We start from the raw sequence: 22364 nt of genomic DNA, 5'->3' as shown, positions 1-22364 counted from the left end.
ATTTAAAACTGAATAACTGAATCAAGCACTATCTTTAATCAAAGCGAATATCAATTAAAAAATAACGCGGTATTTTGAATTTTTTTCCTAATTCTTCAGGTGTGGCACCGGTCTGATTGACATCTATATATTTGATCACGCCATTCTTACTTTGGTAAGGCGTCATAAAACTCAAAATGGTTTGTGTTTTATTGAGTGAGATCGATGTTTCGTTGTTTTCGGTTTGCAGACTCTTTAGCATGAAATCTTTTTGGTCTGCTCCCAAAGCAATTTCTTTTACCACGCCAAAACCTAAGAAACGAAAATCAAATTTCGCTTTGTTGTTGGCGGTGCGTTGCACCAAAACGTTGAAAGCAAACTCTTGCTCCTTAACTTTGAAAAATTCATCTTCGGTAGAATCAAAAATCTCATAGGTCTTCACTAATTTGTTTTGATTAAAGTCGCGTAGATAAATCTTAAAATTTTTGCCCCACAAATCGGTCCCAGTAAATTTCACTTTGGTGTAATTGATACCTTGAAACCGTAACACATTCATCAAATCTTCGTTTTCGACACCATTGGACGTACTCAGCTTGATATTTGATTGAGCGCTCGCAATGCTAAATGGTAATAAAAGTGTGGTGAGTAATAGGGTAAGTTTACGCATCAGGATTCCAGTCAAATTGGGATGGCTCGTGTTTGGTTTTTTGAAGTAATCATTAGCCACCGAGCAGAAAACCTTGTCACTCGTACAGCTTTCTCAATTCTAACTCAGATTTTATACCAAAATAAAACGATATACTTTAAGTTTTACTTAAATTAATATGCGTTTTAACGATATTTTTCATTTCATATTACTCGGAGATAGTGATGAATCCAAATAATGGTACTACTACCGTCGGCGCAGGCAAATTGACTGTATTTATCAAAGTTATGATAGTTGTCTTTGCTTTGAATTTAATGATAGATAGGGGCGCTCAATTGCTTCCAGTGTATACCTTGGGCGGCAATTTTGATTTACTCAATACTTTGATGATGTCATTGAAACTGCCATTTTTTTGGACAGGTCTTTTGGTGCCTGTCACATATTTATGTGCGTTATGGGCTGCAGCCAATTTCTTAAAGAAATTTGAACACAGCAAATCTTTTGATCATGACTCACTCAAGTGTTTGCAAACGATAGGCGCCAATTTGATGTATGCAGCGATGGCGGCTATCTTGTTTGTGCCGACGATCGAAGCCTGGATTAATCAAGGCTCGCGCTCAGTCAAAACGCATTGGGATATTGAAGCCGTGACGATAGGAATGATAGGTTTGATACTTAAATTTGTGTCACAGCGTGCCCAAAGCCTGCAAGACAAAGTTGACAGTTTTGTTTAAGGTTACCCTAGATGCCTATTCGCGTAAACTTAGACGTCATGCTAGCCCGCAGAAAAATGCGGGCGAAGCAATTGGCAGAACAAATTGGACTGTCTGAAACCCAGTTGTCGATGCTGCGTACCGAGAAAGTGCGCGGCATACGCTTTACTACCTTGGCAAAAATTTGTTTGATATTAGATTGCAAGCCCGCTGACATTCTTGACTACGACATCGACCATGCCGACTTACATCTGACAGATGAGGATTAGGCCTGCTCTACGTGCTCCACCAATAACTGCACTTTAGTAACGCCATTGTATTCATTCGCGTCTAGCCTGAATGCGACTTTGATCGACTCTGCAAAACTATCTGTGTGACCAAACCAAATCGCGTCATAGCGCATGTTATTTTTTTCCAAGACCATTTTCAGATGACGCTCTTTTAGAATGCGTTGCGATACCAGCTTGAATTCATCGCAGAAGATCGGCGGCGCAAACCCTTGACCCCAGACTTGGCTATCGAGCAATTCAATAAAATCGGTCGTGTAATAGGCTTCTTCTAAGACACCATCAGTTTCGACGATGCGTTCTAACTGTTCTTGGCGTAACCAAGACTTACCGACTACCTCAAAGGCTGTTTGGAATGCAGCAAAATCTTCGGCACGGATGGTTAATCCCGCCGCCATTGCATGCCCACCGAATTTTTGTATCAGGCTAGGCGCATGTTTTGATACCAGATCGAGTGCATCACGTAAATGAAAGCCTGGAATCGAGCGTCCCGAGCCTTTAATTAAACCTTCGTCTCCCGGTGCAAATGTAATTGTGGGACGGAAGAATTTATCTTTTAGACGCGATGCGACGATACCGATCACGCCTTGATGCCAGGATTCGTCGAATACCGTAATAGTATGCGTTTCTTGCGCCTGAAAATCATCGAGGTGGAGCAGGGCGACATCTTGCATTTCTCTTTCTATGTCTTTGCGATCGGCATTGATGCTATTGAGTTCTTGTGCAATTTGCCAAGCACGACCTTCATCATCGGTAGTTAAACACTCTATACCCAAAGACATATCCGCTAAACGACCCGCAGCGTTCAATCGAGGCCCTACCGCAAATCCTAAATCGAAAGGACTGGCAAGGCGTGGCTCACGTCCCGCGACACGAAATAGTGCGGCAATCCCTGCATGCATCCGACCCGCGCGCATGCGTTTTAAGCCTTGTGCGACAAGAATTCGGTTATTCGGATCTAGTTTGACGACATCGGCAACGGTACCCAGCGCTACCAAGTCAAGCAGGGTATCAAGCTTAGGTTGATTTTGTTGCTCGAAGACACCGCGTTGACGCAATTCGGCACGCAAGGCCATCAAGACATAAAACATGACCCCGACACCTGCCAGATTTTTACTAGGAAAATCACAGAAGGGTTGATTCGGATTCACGATCACACTTGCTTGCGGTAAGCTATCAGCTGGCAAATGATGATCAGTCACGACGACTTGGATTCCACGCGCATTAGCCGCCGCAACACCCTCTATGCTGGCAATGCCATTATCGACAGTGACAATAATATCGGGTGCTTTTTCACGCGCAGTAAGTTCGACGATTTCTGGCGTTAGCCCATAACCATACTCAAAACGATTCGGTACGATGTAATCGACATTCGCTCCCAGCATACGCAAACCGCGCAGACCTACCGCACAGGCGGTTGCACCATCACAGTCATAGTCGGCAACAATGACCAGCTTCTTCCCTGCAGCAATTGCATCTGCAAGAAAGACGGCCGCCTTCTCGCTATGAAGCAGTTGGGTTGGGGGAATTAAGGCGGGTAGTTCAGTACGCAGCTCTTCCGCAGCTTGAATGCCACGGGCGGCAAATAAGCGTGCCAACACGGGATGCAAACCACTTTGTTTGAGCATTTCGGCTTGGCGAAATGGATAAGAACGGGTACTGATGCGTGTCATAGAAAGTTCAATGATAAAGTTTATGTCGATACTGTCGCTAGGCAACGATTAGCGCTTAGAATCTGATGTGGTACCTGCTAGCTCAAGTAAGGGTTGCAAGGATACTTTGCGCCAAAACTTCCAAGCTTTTGGTGCTTTACATTCAAAGACGTTGAGGCGGTGCGCATCGCTAAATATCAGATTTGTCGCTACTATTTTTTTGCACTCTAAAGCCTGCAAAACTGGCAAAAAACAGGATTGTTCGAGTTGATTCATTGCAGCCAACCAACTACCCCAGTCATTGTTTAAAGCAACTTCTGTCAGATCTTCCAAGACTACGCCTTGTGCATGAAATTGCGCGGGTGCGGCTAATGCTTGCTGGATCTGGGCAATGCCAAACGCGTAGTTGGGAACTTGCAATCTTGAACTGCCACTATGCAACCACACTGAATTAATAGTGTTGAGCCCTTGTTCTTCGCGTTGTTGATTAACAGCATGGATATGCCATTGCATCTGTATTTCGTTTTGTAGTTTGCGCCACGCAACTTCGTGCTCGCCTTTGGCAATCCAAATATCCATATTGTGCCCGCACGCAGCGGTCAAACTCGCGGTTGACAAGTTTTGCCACTGATCAGCTCGCAGGAACCAGGTTTGCTGATCGCCATAGATTAAGCGATACCCCAATTCGGTACAAAGACCTTCAGCAGCAGCGAACAAGGCGCGCGATTCCGCTTCACTGATATGTAAGCGCCGTGGATCGGTCATCACCAAATGGTCGCGGGCCACATGGATGTGCACCGGACTTAAAGTGAACCAATAGCCGTCATCAGGCAAAACCCCAGCTTGTTGCATAGCAAAATGCGTAAGCGCGGGACTAGTACTGCGTTGATCACTCACCAACGTTGGATGACTTGTGCTGTCGAAATCCTTCGTCAGCCAATATTCATGGGGTAATTGCCTGGATAATTCTTCGAACTCATGCAAAGCAGTAGTTCGCGCGTGTCCGAGCAAAGTTGCCAGGGACGGAGTTCGCATCTGCTTGATCAACTCTTTGGCGAGTGATTGTGGAGGGATACCGAAAGGTAAAATAATTTCTAAATAGCTCATACCGTCATTGTATGGCAAACTAGCGCCCTGTTAGAAAAATCCTCACTATTCACATAGTTGATTTGTAATTGGTTACTATGTGGCCACTTGGATTTCTCCTTCCCTATGTTTTGAATGGAATTACCCGTTTCGTGAAAAATCTCTCTTTTGAATGGCTAGTCGGTCTGCGCTATACGCGGGCAGGGCGACGCAGTAGCCGTAATAGCTTTATCTCTTTTATTTCCTTAATTTCCATGGCGGGCATTGCACTTGGTGTCGCCGCTTTGATTATCGTGCTCTCGGTGATGAATGGATTTCAAAAGGAAGTTCGTGACCGCATGCTGTCAGTCCTGCCGCATATCGAAGTATTTGATGCCAGTGGTGTTATCCCAGATTGGAAAGCCACTGCAGCCGAAGCAAAAAAAAATCCAGCGGTACTTGGTGCAGCGCCATATGTTGATGCACAGAGCATGATTGTGAACGATGGTGTTATGCGCGGCACTATGCTACGAGGTATTTTGCCGGAAGAGGAACCGAAAGTATCTATTGTCGCGAGCAAAGTAAAAAGCGGCAAGCTAACAGATTTACGTGAGGGCGCATTTAACATTATTTTAGGTGTGGATTTGGCGCGTGCCATGCATGTTGGCATTGGCGACAAGGTGACTTTGGCGGCACCAGAAGGTCAATTAACACCCGCAGGTACCATTCCTCGTTTAAAAGCATTCACCGTGGTTGCTGTGTTTGAAGCGGGCCATTATGAATTTGATTCTGGCATGGCATTCATTCATATCGTTGATGCGCAGAAGTTTTTTCGTCAAGAAGGACCAACAGGTGTGCGTTTGAAAATTAAAGACATGTTGCAAGCGCCGCAGGTGGCTTTTGAACTGAGTCGCACCTTAGGCGGCAATTTAATTACACGCGATTGGTCTCAGCAAAATAGCAATTACTTTGCCGCAGTCAAGACAGAAAAAACCATGATGTTCATTATTCTGACGCTGATCATTGCAGTAGCAGCGTTTAATTTGGTCTCGACCTTAGTCATGACGGTTACTGAAAAACAGGCAGATATCGCTATCTTACGAACCCTTGGCGCATCACCCATGTCGATTATGAAAATTTTCATGGTGCAGGGCGGTTTAGTCGGTTTATTTGGCACGGCACTCGGCGTTATATCCGGCATCATTGTCGCACTCAATATCGACGTCATCGTGCCATTTATCGAACGTGTTTTGGGCATACAATTTTTGGCAAAAGAAGTGTATGTGATAAGCAGTTTGCCGTCCGATTTGCACTGGTCTGACGTTTACACAATTGGTGCGATTGCCGTTGTACTCGCTTTTCTGGCGACGATTTATCCTAGCTGGCGTGCAGCCCGCGTGAAACCAGCGGAGGCCCTGCGATATGAGTAAAGTTCAAACTGTTTTATCTTGCAAAAATCTAGCCAAGACTTTTGGTCAAGGCGAGCAGGCTGTCAAAGTATTGCAGGGTGTAGATTTTTCAATAGCTGCGGGTGAGCGCGTTGCAATTGTCGGCGCGTCAGGCTCAGGTAAATCAACCTTATTGCATCTGCTCGGTGGCTTAGACACGCCGAGCAAAGGTGTTGTCAACTTATTGGGTAATGATTTCGCCAATATGGGTGAAACGGCGCGCGGTGATTTGCGCAATCAATCGCTAGGATTTGTCTATCAATTCCATCATTTGTTGCCTGAATTTTCTGCGCTAGACAATGTCGCCATGCCACTGTTAATCCGTCGCATGAAGCGCGCCGAAGCGCATGCGCTCGCAAGGACCATGTTAGCAAAGGTAGGTTTGGAACATCGAATAACACATGTGCCAGGGGAATTATCCGGCGGGGAAAGACAAAGGGTTGCCTTAGCCCGCGCTTTAGTGACAAATCCCGCTTGTGTATTAGCAGACGAACCAACGGGCAATCTTGATCGCGGCATTGCCGATCAGGTATTTGCGTTGATGTTGGAGTTGTCACGCACTTTGGGCACGGCGTTTGTGATTGTGACCCACGATGCTGAGCTGGCGAAACGTTGTGATCGTGTGTTGCGTTTGACCTCGAAAGGTTTGGTTCAAGATTGACCTTGCTGTACTCGTAATCGTTGCTCTGTGCGAAGCATGAAGTACACAGGTGATTAACAATAATGATGGAGACACTATGAAAAATTCCACAGTAAAAATGAGCATATTGTTTTTGAGTGCGGTTGTGATGCTTAATGGCGTTGCATTTGCGAGGCCACATGCATCAAGCAATCAGGCCGCAACAGTGGCCTCAAGCTCTCCAACGACAGTCATCACTGCCGCACAGATTGATGCCTTAGTTGAAAAAACGATGAAAACCTTTAATGTGCCTGGCATTTCTCTGGCGGTGATTAAAGACGATCAGATCGTTCATAGTAAAGGCTATGGCGTGCGCTCCATCAAAACGAAGCTGCCGATGGAAGCAAATACCTTAGTTGGTATTGCGTCCAATTCCAAAGCCTTTACTGCCGCGGCGCTAGCGATCTTGGTCGATGAGAAAAAGCTTCAATGGAACGACAAAGTGACCAACATCATTCCCGAATTCAAACTCTACAACCCCTATGTCACCGAAGAATTCACCATCATGGATTTGATGACGCATCGCAGCGGCTTAGGCTTGGGTGCAGGTGATTTGATGTTCTTTCCTGATGGTAGCGATTTCACTCTCAAAGATGTCATTCATAATCTGCGTTACCTAAAGCAAGTATCGAGTTTTCGCAGTAAGTATGACTACGACAATAATCTATATATCGTTGCTGGCGAAGTGGTAAAACGTGTTTCTGGTTTGAGTTGGGAAGAATTTATTGAACAAAAAATTATGAAACCGCTTGCTATGCAGGATAGTGCGGCATCAATTACACGCCTTAAAAATCACGATAATGTGGTTGATCCTCATGTGCCGGTAGACGGCGTATTGCAAGTCGTGCCATTTCGACCCAATGAAGTGATCAATGCTGCGGGCGGCATTTATAGCAATATCGTTGATATGAGTAAATGGGTGCGCATGCAATTGAATAAAGGTAGTTACGGCGCAGAGAACAAACAACGTCTGTTTAGCGAACGTGTACAACATGACATGTGGTCGCCTCAAACTATCTTGCAATCCGGCCCGAATACTGGCCCTTACAATACACACTTTTCAGCATACGGCATAGGCTGGGGTCTGAGTGATGTCAAAGGCTATAAACAAGTAACGCATACAGGTGGCCTACTTGGCATGGTGACGCAAGTAACTTTGATTCCTGAATTGAAGCTTGGCATTATCGTACTGACGAATCAAGAAGCAGGTGTTGCTTTCAATGCGATCACAAATACGATCAAAGATAGTTACTTCGGCATGCCGGCAGTCGACCGTGTCGCTGAATACAATGAACGCTTGCTCAAACGTAATACTGAAAATGATAAGGAAGTCGCCGAGATTTGGAAGGCGATAGAGGCGCAGCAAAAGGTCAGTGTCAACATAAAAGTTGATTACAGTAATTACCTAGGCACCTATAAAGACGATTGGTTTGGCGAAATCAGCATTCGATTGGAGAAGGGCAAAATGATATTCGCTTCCAAACGTTCACCTGCGTTGACGGGTGAAATGCGCTTCTACAAAGGAAATACATTTGTCGTGAAATGGCATGACAGAAGTTTGAATGCCGATGCCTTTGCGAACTTTAGTTTGGATACCGAGGGTAAGCCAAATGGTCTAACGATGAAGGCGATTTCCCCCGCAACTGACTTCAGTTTTGATTTCCACGATCTTGATTTCAAGCCAGTAAAGTAAGTTGCTATCTATACGAATAGTGGAGCGTGCCAAGCGCCGCTTTCCTTTTGAAACTACTAAGATACAAGTCTATTTCTATTATTTTTGCACTCTTAAGTGGGTTTTGAGTAGAAACAAGAGCCTAAAAAAACAAATCGAAAATACTGATTGCATACACAGTATTTTTGATTTACATTACTAACTACTGGATGTGCATACAGCACTTCAATAAACGTAAATACTGGCTAGGTCAACATCAAACTCATGGAGATTTCAAAATGACTAACTTAGAACAATCTTTTGATACACGTTTTACCGTGCAATTTTCGCCCAGCGCGTTTTTGATGCGCTTCGGCCGTCGTGAAATTTTCGTTTGTAAAGATTTCAGAAACCGTCACTACCGTGTGAACCCTGTGATCGATTGCTCAACAGGGATACAAGCTGGCCATTTAGAGGTTTTATTATTCCGTAAATGGCTGGTGATCTTGTCAAAAGCGAGATGGTGATAGTCCCCCAGCTTTAAAGCATTCTTGGCCGATTTCTTAGAATATGACGCGCTCATATCCGCTGATTTAGGTATTTTGAATAATATTGAACCTGTTAAGTCGTTTGCTTACTTTATTTAAAATCCTAAATCAGACAATAAATCATCGACGTTTTCCTGACTCATTTTGACACCGCCAATCGCGCCAGGACCTGCCAGCAAATCGTCTTTTTTATGTTCCTCAATTGCACCTTCTGGTGCGCCACTGATTAGCAAGGCTAACAGATCTTTCTCTGTTCGCTCTATCACGGTAATGACTTTCTTGATTAATTGCCCAGTCAAATCTTGAAAATCTTGGGCCATCATAATTTCTGAAAGTGCTTTTTCCGTATGAATACTCGTTTGTTCGGTTTCGCTGATAAATCCGCGCGTTTGTCCGGCAAGTATTATCAAATCTTCTTTTGATAGTGTGGCAATCGTATTGGCATCCCATTTTGTTAATAACTGACCGGCATCTTTAGTCATTTTATGATGTAAGGGGAGGGTTTCTTCGACTGCATTCAATACTTTATTTGCAGCTTGCTCGGTAAGTGCTGCAATATGACTAAGGCGCTCACGGGCGGAGGGGAATTCAATTGAGGCCTCTGCCAAAACTTCATTTGCACCGACCCAGGTCAAAGCATCGTGCAACGCTCGGATAACATGTCCTAAACCCTTATACATTAATTCGGGATCTTCTTCTTTTGGTGCCGGGATGCTATTTGCAGGTATAGAACTCATGATCCGCCTTTATTGTCCAGATTAATTGATGTAATAGAGAGTGTGTAGGATTGAATTAAATTTGAATCCATACTAAATGATAAAAATGAATCATTCAATAAATGAATATTGTTTTGTAGCAAATTCTCTAAGCATGTTTTTCCTATACTTCCGGTTTAGAATCGCACTGAAACCGAAGAAACTGCCTTGCACTGTGTTACAGTGTTAAAAAAACTGAAAGAAGAATGTGGCCACACCAAATTACGGATACGAAAAACGTCAAAAAGAACTGGCGAAAAAGCGTAAGAAGGAAGAAAAATTAAAGAATCGTGCTGAACGAGGTCCGGGAGCAGAGGGCGATCAAGACGATTCAGATACTGACACGCCAAAAGATGATACGAGTGAGCCTACGTCTTCTTAAGTTTTGCATATTTAATACGAAGAAGTTATTCGATTATAAACTTGGCGAATACAGTGGGTTTAAGAATGCAAAAAAAAGGGCGTTTAACGCCCTTTGTCTTTAGCAAATCCCTAAGATGCAATGAATCAGTTTTACATCTAAAGCTGATTACCAAACACACATTTACTTTAATTCAAGTATTTCTCTGGCAAAGTCAAAGTTGGACGTTCCGCTTCGAACAATAAAGAAATAATCCACCAACGCGTACCGTCGTACATCAGTTGGACGCTGTTAATGCCACGTTTTGTGGCCTTATCTTTATCCATCACCGTTTCGTAAGTGGTAAAAACTTGTGCCAGTTCACCCCATTGCTCAGTTTTTCTGCTGATTTCTTTTTCCCGAAATCCAGTTTCTATCAGTACTGGTCCAGAATTCGCAATATAGTCACTGATACTCAGAATTCTTAAGCCAAGATCTTTGCTGTCACGTTTAGGGCTAATTGCCATAATACGAGCTTCCGGTATAAATAAAGAACGCATTCGATTCCAATCACGTGGCTGCCCTATACCACCAGAAATAACATCATAAAGTGCAGCGACTATCCCATCAATTGACTGAACGTCAGCAATCCGCGCTGCTGGGGACGATGTGACGACAGGTGAAGCTTGTTGAATCATACCTGTTGAGTCTGCAGCTTCTGCCGTTGCCCCAATTCCTATAACGGCGGCAACTGCGAAACTGCTTTTTATGAGCAGGTGGCGAATTTTCATATTGTGTCTTCCTTTATCAATATATGGTCTAGGCAATTTCACACCAAGATTAAGCAATGTGGGCTGCATCGCGGTATCCGAAGCAATTATTCAAGTGGATTCGAGTCTTTTTGTTCCAGAAAGTTCATTGAGAAAAAAATCATGCTTCCGCTTATTCCTATAGGGAAAAGTGGTTGAATAGAGTCTTTGACAATAAGTTGGCTTTCATGGCAAAAAAACTGTGAAGCTCGAGGTCTACACTTTATAATATCGTTTATCCATACTTAACTATAAAGTGATTTTCAACCGTGAACGACAATTTGCGTAAAGAACAAACAGAAGAATTGTTCGAGGAAGTTGCGAATTATTTTTCTTTGCTATGTGAGCCAACTCGATTAAAAATACTCAACTCTGTTTGCAAGGGGGAAAAATCGGTTGGTGAAATTGTGATTGCCGTTGATTCGACGCAAGCGAACGTCTCGCGGCAAATTAACTTGCTCTATCGCGGAAAAATTCTGGCCAGGAGAAAAGAGGGTACTCAGGTCTTCTATCGCATTGATGATCAAAAAACCCTAACCATGTGTCAAACGGTCTGTGGCGAGATTTCTGAACGTTTGGGATTAAGTACGACGCTAATGGATGCGCAGTAGCTTTGTCACAGCGCATTTAAATTGGGCAAGGTTTTCTGCCGATGCGCCGCGCCTAGGTCTCTTGTCAATTGTCCCTATCATAGCGTGCATCGCCATCAAGAAACTTGGTTAAAATTCTCCCTGTGAAGCTTGTTCCATCATTTTCCAAATGGTATTTCGGACTTTCATTGCATCAAGCGCCAAGTCATCCGGCAATTTTCTCCCCATTTTAATCATCATGTCCATGTTTAAGGTGTACATCCAAAGGCCATCTTCTTTTTCCACAACGGTAATACGGCAAGGCAAGTAGGCCGCCATGTGCGGGCTGAAATCTACCATTTTGCGTGCAGTTGCTGGTGAACAGTATGAGTAGACTTTCAAAAATTTTTCTTTTTTGCCTGAGCGCGCCTCTAATTCCTTAGATAGCGGTAACTCACCTACCGCGCGCATATTGTCTTCAATTGCAACGTTCTGCAAAGATGATTCAATTTGTTCTATCGTTACGCCCTTTTTTACTTTGCGTTCCCAAGTAGTGGCTACGGCGATATCACCTTTTGAATCGACCCACCGATCCCACATTTTCATTGATTCTGATCCGGCACCTTCTGCCAGATTGTTGACAGCGCTGATCGTACCACATCCACTTAGGAGGGCGATAGTTGCGAGACTTAGGATGGACAATCTGATTGTTTTATTAAATTTCACAGTGCGTTCTCCTAGTAATTTTTTGGCAGAATCAATCTTATCGTGCTAAGTTTTTGATGCATTGGGCTTATGTTTCATCTCTTCGCAGCAATATATCCTTATATCGCTAATTAGTTATTTAGTAAACTATAAGCGATTTAGCGTGGATCTGCGTCATCATTCTCAAAAAAACGACACGATACGCACTGAGCCAACGGCAGAAAGATTTCGATAAGCATCGTTGTTGCACTGCAAAACCAAAAGCACTTGAGGTTTTTCAATGTATGTATGATTATATGCGCATGTAGCGAATTATTCGCTTTGATGTATTTGTCCTGCAAGAGGTGAGCTGGTGTCGAACGAACTACAAAAAATCATAGGCCGTATCATTAAAGCACCTGAAGGTTTTCTTGATGATGCTCGCGTTGAAGAAGCTCGCAAAGCGCGCCGTGGCTTTATGGGGAAAGCTTTAGCGATAGGCGCAGGCGTTGCGACTAGCGTCGCGGGGGAAGCTAAATCGACCGATGATGATGCGATCCTCAAGCTGCCAGAACATAGTAAAACTTTGGGGAAACCTGTTGCTTCCACTGGCTACGGTACGCCATCCCAATGGGAAAAAAATCTTCAACGCCGAGAAAGTCCTGGATTGACTCGAGTTTCTCAGGCTTCCGTCAGTTTTACGCCATTACAGGGACTATTTGGCATTATTACACCGAGCGGTTTGCACTTTGAACGTCACCATCAAGGCTGGCATGACATCGATCCTAGTGAGCATCGTTTAATGATCAACGGTTTGGTCAAAGAAGAACGTGTTTTTACCATGGATGACTTAATGCGTTTGCCAAGCGTGTCACGTATTCACTTTATCGAATGCGGAGCAAACACGGGAGCCGAATGGGGTAATGTTGCCCTGCCGACCGTACAGTATACGCACGGTATGTTGAGCTGTTCAGAGTTCACAGGTGTGCTTCTCTCTACCTTGCTAGAAATGTGTGGTTACGACAAAAAGCAAGGAAAATACATACTAGCGGAAGGTGCAGATGGCTCTAGTATGACTCGCACGATCAGTATCGATCGTGCGATGGATGATGTGCTAGTCGCTTGGGCCATGAATGGTGAAATGTTGAGACCAGAAAATGGATACCCGTTGCGTTTAGTCGTGCCGGGTGTGCAGGGAGTGAGCTGGGTCAAATACCTACGCCGCATTGAAGTTGGTGATGAGCGCTATGATACAAAAGACGAAACCATACATTACATTGACATGATGCCGAATGGCATGCACCGTCAATACACCTCCGTGCAGGAATGTAAGAGTGTGATTACCACGCCTTCTGGCGGTCAAACCTTGTTGGATCAGGGATTCTATAACATCACTGGATTAGCCTGGTCGGGACGCGGCAAGTTAAAGCGCGTCGACGTCAGTGTAGATGGTGGTCGCAATTGGCGCAGCGCCAGACTGGAGACGCCCATACTTAGTAAAGCACTGACACGTTTCAATATCGATTGGGTTTGGAACGGTTCGCCAACCATATTGCAAAGTCGTGCGATTGATGAGACTGGTTATGTACAACCAAAATTAAATCAATTACGGGCCGTACGAGGTACGAAATCCATTTATCACAATAATGCAATTCAATCATGGAAAGTTTCCAGCAATGGTGAAGTTTCCAACGTACAGGTGTCGTGATGCAGAAAATCATGCTTAAAAAAATTGCTCTAACTGGTTTTTTGATGATGCTGGCAACGACCGCATTTTCTCAAGATAAACCATGGAGTCATATAGGACGTAAAGCAACGCCGGCCGAAGTCAAAGCCTGGGACATCGATGTCCGTGGCGATTTTAAAGGTTTGCCAAAAGGCCGAGGTTCCGTGGCCCAGGGGGAGCAAATTTGGGAAGCCAAATGCGCAAGTTGCCACGGTTCTTTTGGCGAATTAAATGAAGTATTTCCACCGCTAGTAGGAGGTACTACGGAAGAAGACATCAAGAATGGCATTGTGGCTGCCAATGCCAAGGGGGGCGTAGCGCAAAAAACGACAATGATGAAATTGGCTAAGCTATCGACGATGTGGGATTACATCAACCGGGCGATGCCATGGACCGCGCCAAAATCTTTGCAAACAGATGAAGTCTACGCTGTAGTCGCGTACATCTTAAATCTCAGTGCCGTGGTTCCCTCGGATTTTACTTTGTCCGATGCAAATATTCGCGAAGTTCAACAAAAGCTGCCGAATCGAAATGGTTTGGTGCGCTTCGAAGGATTATGGGATACCAAAGGCAAGCCAGATGTTCACAATATCGCCTGCATGAAAGACTGCAAAGTGGAAGATGTTAGTTCGAGCTTGCCCGACTTTGCTCGAAACGCGCATGGCAATATTCAGGAGCAAAATCGTGAGGTAGGTGGTGTTCGCGGCACAAATACGAGCTTGCCCGCACCGACCGCATTGCACACTAATGGAACAGCCAAGCCGATCTCCGCGCCTCAGGTTAGCGCTTCAGCGGTCACGCCCGTAAGTAAAGAAAATACATCGCGCGCCGAAGCGCCAGCGGTGGATGTTAAGTCTTTGCTCGCTAAAAACTCCTGTACCGCATGTCACGGCATGAAAGGAAAAATTGTCGGCCCTGGCTTTAATGAAATATCGCTTAAATATAAAGCCAAAGCGGATGTTGAGGTGTATCTATTTGGCAAAATAAAAGCAGGTGGTTCAGGAACTTGGGGCGCAATTCCAATGCCACCTCAGGCGCAACTGAAAGATGCCGATGTAAGAGCCATTGCGGCCTGGCTGGTAGCAGGTGCAAAGTAAGTCTATAGTGAGTTAAGCTTATGCTCACTCAAGATATTGTTTGACAAAATTACGATAAATTTTTCAGAGTAATTCTGATTTTTGGTCTACACAAAGGAGACATTATGAATACAACACGTCGTTCGCTATTGAAGTCGGCAAGTGCATTTGGCATATTGCTCGCGGCAGGTGTCATTAGCATCGAACAGGCAGTCGCCGCAGACCTGCGTTCAGGATTTGATGCCAAGAGTTTGACCGATGCATTAAAAGTGCTCGGAGGTAACGCAGCCGATAGTAAAGACATTATGATCACCTCACCCGATATCGCCGAAAACGGTGCGGTGGTGCCGGTCACAGTAAATAGTACGATTCCGAATACGGAAGAAATCTTTATCTTTGTGGAAAAAAATCCCTATCCGCTCGCAGCGATATTTATGATTCCAGCCGATACCGAGAGCATGGTTCAAACCCGTTTGAAGATGGGTCAAAGCACGAATGTTTTGGTTGTCGTCAAAGCAGGCGGCAAACTGTTTAGCGCAAGCAAAGAAACCAAAGTTACTTTGGGTGGCTGCGGCGGCTAATGGTTTGGTCAAAAAAGTTCAATGACCACATGAATAGATCGAATTTAGCACACACAAATGTGCGCAAAATAAATGAAGCAAAAAGGAGAACACCATGGCAGATCCAATGAAAATTCGCGCAAATCACAATAATGGCGTGACGGAAGTTAAAGTTTTAATGGCGCACCCGATGGAGGGGGGTATGCGCAAAGACTCACAAGGCAATCTTGTTCCTGCACACTTTATTAAAGAAGTGAAGGCGACATCGGGTGGCAAAACTGTGATGCAGTGTATGTGGGGTCAATCGGTATCCCAAAACCCTTATCTTGCTTTTAAATTTAAGGGCGGCGCAAAAGGTGAGAAAGTACAGCTTAATTGGGTAGATAATAAGGGTGATTCACGCACCGATGAAGCTACTATTGCATAAGTAGTTTGCCATTCGCTTTTGCTTTTAATGTGAATGAAATTCGCTCATTTTTCTCTTTGTTCATCCCTTAATCACAAAATATAAACGAGACAAGCATGAAAAAATCTTATATCTACCTAGGTCTTTTGGTACTGTGTCAGCTCACATCTAATCTGGTTTTCGCGCAGTCTGCATCGGATGAAATCGCTAAGTACAGGGCGATGCTGGCAGACGGAAATCCCGCTGAATTAGTCGAAGGCCAAGGCGAGGTTTTATGGATGACTAAGCGTGGGCCGAAAAATGTTAGTTTGGAAAAATGTGATTTTGGTAAAGGTGCGGGCGTCATCAAAGGCGTTTATGCTGAGATGCCCCGTTACTTTAAAGATGTTGATGCGGTGATGGACTTTGAATCGCGTCTAGTGCACTGCATGGTGAGTCTGCAAGGATTCACGCGCGAAGAGGTCATCAAAAAGCCTTTTTCTGCCCAAGGTGATAGGGCTACCGATCTAGAAGCCTTAACGTCATATGCAGTCGCCGAATCGCGAGGCACTAAGATCAATGTGCCGCAAAATCATCCTAAAGAAAAAGAGGCCTACGCACGTGGCGAAAAAGCGTTCTTCTATCGTGGCGGCCCCTTCGATTTTAATTGCGCCTCATGTCACGCCTCGGATGGAAAGCGAATTCGTCTACAAGATTTACCTAACTTACTCAATGGTACACAAGCGCAAAAAGCCTTCGCGACATGGCCCGCTTATCGCGTCAGCCAAGGTGCTGTAAGAACGATGCAATGGCGTTTGAATGATTGTTTTCGCCAACAACGCTTTCCTGATTTGAAGTACGGATCTCTGACATCGATAGACCTGATTACCTTCTTAGGTGTCATGGCGAAAGATGGAACGATGGATGCCCCAGCTTTAAAACGCTAATAAACTCACGCGTATCCACCTATCTTAAAATCATAGAGAAAAATCATGAAAACAAAATATAAAATTTCTGCGTTAGTGACCGCCACGGTATTAGTCAGCGCATGCGCCACCGTGATGACAGTGCCGGATGCAGCACAAGATTTAGCCGCATTCAAAGCCTCTTTTGCGGAAAAAAGTATCGCCAGACTGGATCGATTAGATCAATCTGAGTTGCAAAAAAACTGTTCCGAGTACGCGCAAAAAGAGATGCCTATAACGCTTCGAGATAAGCTAGAAAAAGCTGAGCTAGATGCAGTGAAGTTTCCCGCTGATGGCAAGTATTTAGGGGATTGGAAAGAGGGCGAAAAAATTGCACAAAATGGTCGCGGATTACAGTTTTCAGATGACATAAAAACAGTGAATGGCGGTAATTGTTATGCGTGCCACCAAATCTCAAAAACCGAAATCGCCTATGGAAACATCGGTCCTAGTCTTTCTGAATACGGTAAATTGCGTGGCGGACCAACTGAAGACATTGTGAAATACACTTGGACCAAACTGTATAGTTCACATGCCTACAATGCTTGTTCAGTAATGCCGCGCTATGGTGCTGGTGGCATTCTGAATGAACAGCAAATGAAAGACGTTATGGCTTTGTTGCTTGATCCACAGTCACCTATCAACCAGTAAGTCAATTACTAGCTTATCCAAGTCTAGGTAAATAGGTCAGTCAATACGAAAGTTTGTAAAGTGCACCTGTTGCTGAGCATGCTGCGCATGTCCAGCAGATGCCGCAACGCATGCAGAAAAAGCAAAAGGAATTCAAAATGAGTATTAGTCGACGTGAATTTTTACAAGTGTTAGCGGTGGCAAGTGCTGGCGGCATGGCAATTGGTAGCGAAGATATATTGGCGGCCCAACCTGGTGCGAATGAGCGCATTTATGACTTGCCAGCATTCGGTAATGTGAGCGTCATGCATTTTACTGATTGTCATGCGCAGTTAATGCCTATTTATTTTCGTGAGCCTAATGTCAATCTTGGCGTAGCAGGTGCCTTAGGAAAAGCGCCACATTTAGTCGGTGAAAATTTATTAAAACAATTCGGTATTAAAGCGCATACAGCACAAGCGCATGCTTTCACGTATCTCGATTTTGAACGCGCCGCTAAAACCTACGGCAAAGTAGGGGGCTTCGCTCATTTGGCAACCTTGATTAAACAGATACGTGCCAGTCGCCCGAATGCCTTGCTATTGGATGGTGGTGACACTTGGCAAGGATCAGCGACGGCATTGTGGACTAAGGGTCAGGATATGGTGGATGCTTGTAAATTGCTGGGGGTGAATTTAATGACTCCGCATTGGGAATTTACCCTAGGCGCGGATCGAGTCAAAGAAATTATCGACAAGGATTTTAAAGGGCAAATTAATTTTCTTGCACAGAACGTCAAGACCACGGATTTTGGTGACCAAGTTTTTGAGCCTTATGTGATTCGCGAAATGAATGGCGTGGCCGTAGCGATTATCGGCCAAGCCTTTCCTTACACCCCGATTGCAAACCCTCGTTATATGGTGCCCGATTGGTCGTTTGGTATCCAAGACGATAACATGCAAAAAATGGTTGACGAAGCCCGTCAAAAGGGCGCGCAAGCGGTCATTGTGTTATCGCATAACGGCATGGATGTTGATTTAAAAATGGCATCACGGGTCACCGGCATCGATGCCATTATGGGCGGCCATACCCATGATGGAATTCCGATTCCAAGTGTCGTACATAATGCAAAAGGACAAACCCTGGTGACCAATGCTGGCTCCAATGGTAAATTTTTGGGCGTGTTAGATCTTGATGTTCGACATGGAAAAGTTCAAGGTTTTAAGTATCGTTTATTACCCGTTTTTTCTAATTTATTACCTGCCGATAAAGAAATGCAAGCGCTGATCAATAAAGTTCGCGCACCCTATAAAGACAAGCTCGAAGAAAAACTGGCCGTTAGTGAAGGCATGCTGTATCGACGAGGTAACTTTAACGGTTCTTGGGATCAACTCATTGTCGATGCCTTGATGGAAGTGAAGGGCGCAGAGATCGCTTTCTCACCGGGCTTCCGTTGGGGGACGACTATACTGCCGGGACAAACAATTACTCGTGAACACTTAATGGATCAGGTTGCCATCACCTATCCATCCACTACGCTTACCGACATGTCAGGTGAGACTATTAAAACCGTGTTGGAAGATGTCTGCGACAATCTTTTTAATCCTGACCCTTATTTTCAACAAGGCGGCGATATGGTGCGGGTTGGTGGTTTGCACTACTCTTGCACGCCCAATGCGAAAGCGGGTGCACGTATCAATAACATGATGCTGAACGGCAAAGCCATCGAAGCGAATAAAATCTATAAGGTTGCGAGCTGGGCTCCGGTTGCAGAAGGCGTAAAAGGTGAGCCGATTTGGGATGTAATGGAAACTTATTTGAAATCACACAAAGTGATCAAAGCCAGAACCTTAAATCAACCAACAATTATTGGTATGGACGGTAACCCAGGGATCGCACTATGAAAACCACTACTACATCATTGATTGCCACCATCGTCACGATTTCATGGCTAGGTACTGCGGCTCTTTCACCCACGGTTTTAGCTGCGAATGATCTCAAGGCAAGCACGAAATCCTCAAGTTTAACTTTGGAGGCTGCACAAGTGGCAGCCAATGCGGCGCTCAAGACCTGCCAGCAACGCGGCGCTATGGTTGCGGTGACCGTGGTGGATCGATCTGGTCTTGTGTTGGTCACGTTACGTGATACCTTAGCGGGTATGCACACGCTCGATGCCGCAACACGCAAGGCATGGACGGCGGTGAGCTTTAAAAATTCCACTACAGAGTTGGTCAAGCTCACGGCCTACAATCAAGCCAATAGCGGCATTCGAAACTTGCCAAACGTGGCCATGATCGGTGGCGGTTTGCTGATACAAGAGGCCGGCAGTATTATTGGTGGCATCGGTGTATCCGGCGCGCCGGGTGGCGATATGGATGATGATTGCGCCAAGGCGGGTGTGGCTGCGATTCAAGACGCTATTGATCTCAATTAACCCCCAATTTTCTATTCGGACATGAGCGAGCCAAAATCACTTTCATCTTTGAAAGACTTACGTACAGAATTTGCTCACATCAAAAAATTCAAAATACCACTGATCTTGTTATTGTCGCGCTCAGACTGCCGTTTCTGTCATGAAGTTAGCACTAATTATCTATCTCCACTTTCCAGAACAATGGGAGAAAACCGAATCGTGATTCGCGAGCTAGTGACCGACATCGCAAACAATCTGATTGACGGAGATGGAAAACCTATGCCAGTGAAAGAATTTTTAAAGATTTTAAAGGTCAACTTTTTTCCAACGGCGGTCTTTATCAACCACCAAATGCAGGTAATGGCAGAGCCATTAATTGGTCTAAATCAATCTGGATTCTACGGTGCCTATTTGGACCAACGTATAGAGATTGCCATACGTAACGCAGCGCTCAACGAATAAATTAACGCTGTGACTAGCGAAAGTTAAATAATGATACGACCAAACCAATCGATGAATAACGTAGCGAGTAAGGTAACGAGGAATGCAATTATTCAGCGAATCAATCAACTTGCTTTTTTGTGTGCGGCGTCGCTGTTGTGCGCAGTCTCATTTTTGGCACACGCTGGAGTCGTCGCACCAGCAATAACTTTAACGCCAATTCAGGTATCGCCTCACGTCTATTATTTTCAAGGCGAATCCGGTGTGGCGAGTGCCGCCAACAAAGGCTTTATGTCAAACGCCGGCTTCGTCGTGACTAAGGCTGGCGTAGTGGTTTATGATGCCTTAGCAACACCGGTACTAGGTGAGGCGATGATTACTGCCATCAAAAAAGTGACATCGCAACCGATAAAGAAAGTCATCGTCGGGCACTACCACGCCGACCATATTTATGGATTACAGGCTTTAAAAAAAATCGGTGCTGAACTAATCGCTCACGAAGGCGGCAAACTCTATATATCTTCCGACCTGGCGCTGCAACGATTGGAACAAAGAAAAGCAGAACTATTTCCATGGGTCGACGACAAAACCAAAGTACTGCCCGCAGATGTTTGGCTCAATTTTGAAGACAAGAAACCTTATGCCTTCAGCTTGGGCGGTATGAACTTTCAAATTATTGATAGCAGCGGTGCGCACTCATCTGAGGATATCTTGCTATTTGTAGAGAATGAAAAAGTCTTGTTCGCAGGTGACATTTATTTTTCCGGTCGAATACCTTTTGTTGGCAATGCCGATAGCCGTGTTTGGTTATCAACGCTCGACCGCTTGCTTGACGTCAAACCTGTCGTAGTCATCCCAGGTCATGGAAAACACTCGATCAATACCATTGAGGACATTCAAATGACCAAAAAGTACCTTGAGTTTCTACGTGAAAAAATGGGAGCCGCTGTTCAAGAGTTAATGAGTTTTGAGGAGGTCTATCAAAAAACTGATTGGTCGCTGTTTGAGAAAATGCCTGCGTTTCAAGCCGCCAACCGTTTGAACGCATTTGGCACCTATATATTGATGGAAAAAGAAAGTTTAGAAAAAAAGTGAAGTCGCATTGTGCTTCTCGTCCCTATCTCGCTCTCTAGATCCAATTAACATACGCAAGTGATCAAAGCACTACCTTTATCAACGTACTAGTAAGGAATCGACATGAAAATCTTCACAAAATGGATGAGCGCTGCGATGTTATGTGTCATCGCCATCACAGGATTTGCCGCAGAGCGCGAAGAAAAAGTGATTTATCACGTCAGCGATAGCGCTAACGCAACGGCAGCATTGCGCAACGCTCGCAATCATTTGGATCAAAGTCCCAAAGCAAAAATAGTATTCGTAACGCACGGGCCTGGCATAGATTTTTTACTCGAAGGTGCGGCCGATAAAAATGGCAACCCTTACGAGATTGCAGTGCAGGAGTTGGCGGCGCGTAAAGTTGAGTTTCGGGTCTGCAACAATACCTTGGTCAGTCGCAAGATCGACAAATCTAAGCTACTACCTGAAGCCTCTCTGGTGCCATCAGGCGTTGCCGAAGTAGCTCGCTTGCAGATACACGAAGGTTTCGCTTACATCAAACCCTAAATTGTTTCTGAAATGAGTCAATCTGCATGGGAGCTTACTTGGATCTCGCAACACTGTTTGAACGCTTTGGCGAACCTAAGGTATTGGCCTGGGGTGGCGCATGCATCGGTCTGATGTTTGGTTTTTTTGCCCAACGTTCAAAGTTTTGTCTTCGTGCAGCCGTCATCGAGTTCTGGCATAGGCAATTCGGTGAAAAACTATCAGTTTGGTTGCTTGCATTTTCTAGTGCTGTTGTGACCATACAAGTATTGATTCTCAATCACAGTATTGATCTCAGCAGTGCTCGTCAATTGGCGTCAAAAGGAAGCATCTCAGGCGCCTTAGTCGGCGGTCTCTTGTTCGGTGCTGGAATGATTTTGACACGAGGCTGTGCTAGTCGTCTCTTAATACTATCTGCCAATGGTAATTTACGTGCACTGTTATCAGGGTTAGTCTTTGCGGTCGCTGCGCAAGCGTCCCTATCAGGCGCCTTGGCACCTCTGCGCAACATCATCAGCGGCTGGTGGACAGTGGAGGGTGGTAGTTCACGCGATCTCTTAGCGATCCTTGGTGTGGGTAATTGGGGTGGTGTCGTCTTTGGTCTTATTTGGCTTTGCGCAGCGCTATTCTTTTCAATACGCAGCGGTGGAACCATTTGGAAATGGCTAGGTGGTATCGGTGCCGGCCTATCGGTGACCTTGAGGGTCGGCCGGGATTCCTTAAAATTCCGCAGAAATGCACCTAACTTATTGAATTAAATAA

Annotated in this window: 26 protein-coding genes; 20 read left to right on the top strand and 6 right to left on the bottom strand. The window is 44.9% G+C overall.

The window, feature by feature from the left end:
* Window positions 1-34: 34 nt before the first annotated feature.
* Window positions 35-646: a hypothetical protein gene (locus ACO0KZ_RS10040; RefSeq protein WP_422995029.1), complete on the bottom strand. Its 612-nt coding sequence runs from the start codon at window positions 644-646 to the stop codon at window positions 35-37.
* A 203-nt stretch (window positions 647-849) separates the two neighbouring features.
* Here ACO0KZ_RS10040 and ACO0KZ_RS10035 point away from each other — a divergent pair, with 203 nt between their 5' ends.
* Together ACO0KZ_RS10035 and ACO0KZ_RS10030 are read left to right on the top strand one after the other, a co-directional pair.
* Entirely contained in the window at window positions 850-1359 is a 510-nt protein-coding gene (locus ACO0KZ_RS10035) for a hypothetical protein (RefSeq protein ID WP_422995028.1), read from the top strand.
* Between the two features lie 11 nt (window positions 1360-1370).
* Window positions 1371-1607, top strand: a complete 237-nt coding sequence (locus ACO0KZ_RS10030) for a helix-turn-helix domain-containing protein (RefSeq protein WP_422995027.1) — start codon at window positions 1371-1373, stop codon at window positions 1605-1607.
* On the opposite strand, the gene recJ is transcribed toward ACO0KZ_RS10030, so the two are convergent.
* Both recJ and ACO0KZ_RS10020 read right to left on the bottom strand, forming a co-directional pair.
* The gene (gene recJ, locus ACO0KZ_RS10025; RefSeq protein ID WP_422995026.1) at window positions 1604-3298 is read right to left on the bottom strand and encodes a single-stranded-DNA-specific exonuclease RecJ; all 1695 of its coding nucleotides are present in this window, start codon (window positions 3296-3298) and stop codon (window positions 1604-1606) included. The genes ACO0KZ_RS10030 and recJ overlap by 4 nt on opposite strands.
* A 48-nt stretch (window positions 3299-3346) precedes the next feature.
* The gene (locus ACO0KZ_RS10020; protein WP_422995025.1) at window positions 3347-4402 is read right to left on the bottom strand and encodes a hypothetical protein; all 1056 of its coding nucleotides are present in this window, start codon (window positions 4400-4402) and stop codon (window positions 3347-3349) included.
* Between the two features lie 113 nt (window positions 4403-4515).
* Between ACO0KZ_RS10020 and ACO0KZ_RS10015 the strand changes: the two genes are divergently transcribed.
* From ACO0KZ_RS10015 to ACO0KZ_RS10000, 4 genes are all read left to right on the top strand, one after another.
* Window positions 4516-5772, top strand: coding sequence for a lipoprotein-releasing ABC transporter permease subunit (locus ACO0KZ_RS10015; RefSeq protein ID WP_422995024.1), 1257 nt, complete (start codon window positions 4516-4518; stop codon window positions 5770-5772).
* Window positions 5765-6451 carry a lipoprotein-releasing ABC transporter ATP-binding protein LolD gene (gene lolD, locus ACO0KZ_RS10010; RefSeq protein WP_422995023.1) on the top strand — a complete coding sequence of 229 codons (687 nt, stop codon included), beginning with the start codon at window positions 5765-5767 and terminating at the stop codon, window positions 6449-6451. Before ACO0KZ_RS10015 ends, lolD begins: the two co-directional genes overlap by 8 nt.
* 76 nt (window positions 6452-6527) lie before the next feature.
* The gene (locus tag ACO0KZ_RS10005) at window positions 6528-8162 is read left to right on the top strand and encodes a serine hydrolase (RefSeq protein ID WP_422995022.1); all 1635 of its coding nucleotides are present in this window, start codon (window positions 6528-6530) and stop codon (window positions 8160-8162) included.
* Window positions 8163-8419: 257 nt separating this feature from the next.
* A complete protein-coding gene (locus ACO0KZ_RS10000) occupies window positions 8420-8647 on the top strand; it encodes a hypothetical protein (RefSeq protein WP_422995021.1) in 228 nt (75 codons plus the stop codon).
* Window positions 8648-8763: 116 nt separating this feature from the next.
* Here the strand turns inward: ACO0KZ_RS10000 and ACO0KZ_RS09995 are convergent, their stop codons facing one another.
* Window positions 8764-9405, bottom strand: a complete 642-nt coding sequence (locus tag ACO0KZ_RS09995) for a protein phosphatase CheZ (RefSeq protein WP_422995020.1) — start codon at window positions 9403-9405, stop codon at window positions 8764-8766.
* Window positions 9406-9631: 226 nt separating this feature from the next.
* Here ACO0KZ_RS09995 and ACO0KZ_RS09990 point away from each other — a divergent pair, with 226 nt between their 5' ends.
* Window positions 9632-9805 carry a hypothetical protein gene (locus ACO0KZ_RS09990; protein ID WP_422995019.1) on the top strand — a complete coding sequence of 58 codons (174 nt, stop codon included), beginning with the start codon at window positions 9632-9634 and terminating at the stop codon, window positions 9803-9805.
* Window positions 9806-9972: 167 nt separating this feature from the next.
* Here ACO0KZ_RS09990 and ACO0KZ_RS09985 read toward each other — a convergent pair whose 3' ends face one another.
* Window positions 9973-10554 carry a hypothetical protein gene (locus ACO0KZ_RS09985; protein WP_422995018.1) on the bottom strand — a complete coding sequence of 194 codons (582 nt, stop codon included), beginning with the start codon at window positions 10552-10554 and terminating at the stop codon, window positions 9973-9975.
* A 287-nt stretch (window positions 10555-10841) separates the two neighbouring features.
* On the opposite strand from ACO0KZ_RS09985, the gene ACO0KZ_RS09980 reads away from it, so the two are divergent.
* A complete protein-coding gene (locus ACO0KZ_RS09980) occupies window positions 10842-11183 on the top strand; it encodes an ArsR/SmtB family transcription factor (RefSeq protein WP_422995017.1) in 342 nt (113 codons plus the stop codon).
* Window positions 11184-11291: 108 nt separating this feature from the next.
* On the opposite strand, the gene ACO0KZ_RS09975 is transcribed toward ACO0KZ_RS09980, so the two are convergent.
* Window positions 11292-11867, bottom strand: a complete 576-nt coding sequence (locus ACO0KZ_RS09975; protein WP_422995016.1) for a DUF302 domain-containing protein — start codon at window positions 11865-11867, stop codon at window positions 11292-11294.
* A 331-nt stretch (window positions 11868-12198) separates the two neighbouring features.
* On the opposite strand from ACO0KZ_RS09975, the gene soxC reads away from it, so the two are divergent.
* The 12 genes from soxC (at window position 12199) to ACO0KZ_RS09915 (ending at window position 22360) form a co-directional block, all read left to right on the top strand.
* Window positions 12199-13533, top strand: a complete 1335-nt coding sequence (gene soxC / locus ACO0KZ_RS09970; protein WP_422995015.1) for a sulfite dehydrogenase — start codon at window positions 12199-12201, stop codon at window positions 13531-13533.
* Window positions 13534-13544: 11 nt separating this feature from the next.
* The gene (locus ACO0KZ_RS09965) at window positions 13545-14648 is read left to right on the top strand and encodes a c-type cytochrome (RefSeq protein WP_422995014.1); all 1104 of its coding nucleotides are present in this window, start codon (window positions 13545-13547) and stop codon (window positions 14646-14648) included.
* A gap of 104 nt (window positions 14649-14752) precedes the next feature.
* Complete coding sequence (gene soxY / locus ACO0KZ_RS09960) at window positions 14753-15208, top strand: thiosulfate oxidation carrier protein SoxY (protein WP_422995013.1); 456 nt, start codon at window positions 14753-14755, stop codon at window positions 15206-15208.
* A 94-nt stretch (window positions 15209-15302) separates the two neighbouring features.
* The gene (soxZ, locus tag ACO0KZ_RS09955) at window positions 15303-15614 is read left to right on the top strand and encodes a thiosulfate oxidation carrier complex protein SoxZ (protein ID WP_422995012.1); all 312 of its coding nucleotides are present in this window, start codon (window positions 15303-15305) and stop codon (window positions 15612-15614) included.
* A gap of 95 nt (window positions 15615-15709) precedes the next feature.
* Entirely contained in the window at window positions 15710-16519 is an 810-nt protein-coding gene (gene soxA, locus ACO0KZ_RS09950) for a sulfur oxidation c-type cytochrome SoxA (RefSeq protein ID WP_422995011.1), read from the top strand.
* 45 nt (window positions 16520-16564) lie between these two features.
* On the top strand, window positions 16565-17188 hold the full coding sequence (gene soxX / locus ACO0KZ_RS09945; RefSeq protein WP_422995010.1) for a sulfur oxidation c-type cytochrome SoxX: 624 nt from the start codon (window positions 16565-16567) through the stop codon (window positions 17186-17188).
* A 137-nt stretch (window positions 17189-17325) separates the two neighbouring features.
* On the top strand, window positions 17326-19050 hold the full coding sequence (gene soxB, locus ACO0KZ_RS09940; RefSeq protein ID WP_422995009.1) for a thiosulfohydrolase SoxB: 1725 nt from the start codon (window positions 17326-17328) through the stop codon (window positions 19048-19050).
* On the top strand, window positions 19047-19580 hold the full coding sequence (locus ACO0KZ_RS09935) for a GlcG/HbpS family heme-binding protein (RefSeq protein WP_422995008.1): 534 nt from the start codon (window positions 19047-19049) through the stop codon (window positions 19578-19580). Before soxB ends, ACO0KZ_RS09935 begins: the two co-directional genes overlap by 4 nt.
* A 180-nt stretch (window positions 19581-19760) precedes the next feature.
* On the top strand, window positions 19761-20021 hold the full coding sequence (locus tag ACO0KZ_RS09930) for a hypothetical protein (protein ID WP_422995007.1): 261 nt from the start codon (window positions 19761-19763) through the stop codon (window positions 20019-20021).
* A 153-nt stretch (window positions 20022-20174) separates the two neighbouring features.
* The gene (locus ACO0KZ_RS09925) at window positions 20175-21095 is read left to right on the top strand and encodes an MBL fold metallo-hydrolase (protein ID WP_422995006.1); all 921 of its coding nucleotides are present in this window, start codon (window positions 20175-20177) and stop codon (window positions 21093-21095) included.
* Between the two features lie 123 nt (window positions 21096-21218).
* Window positions 21219-21623, top strand: coding sequence for a DsrE family protein (locus ACO0KZ_RS09920; protein WP_422995294.1), 405 nt, complete (start codon window positions 21219-21221; stop codon window positions 21621-21623).
* Window positions 21624-21661: 38 nt separating this feature from the next.
* On the top strand, window positions 21662-22360 hold the full coding sequence (locus ACO0KZ_RS09915) for a YeeE/YedE thiosulfate transporter family protein (RefSeq protein WP_422995005.1): 699 nt from the start codon (window positions 21662-21664) through the stop codon (window positions 22358-22360).
* Window positions 22361-22364: the final 4 nt, after the last annotated feature.

The organism is Undibacterium sp. Di24W (genome assembly GCF_049340325.1).
Taxonomy (GTDB): Bacteria; Pseudomonadota; Gammaproteobacteria; order Burkholderiales; family Burkholderiaceae_D; genus Undibacterium.
Note: the sequence above shows the minus strand (reverse complement) of the source record. Positions and strands in the feature narration are given on the sequence as shown.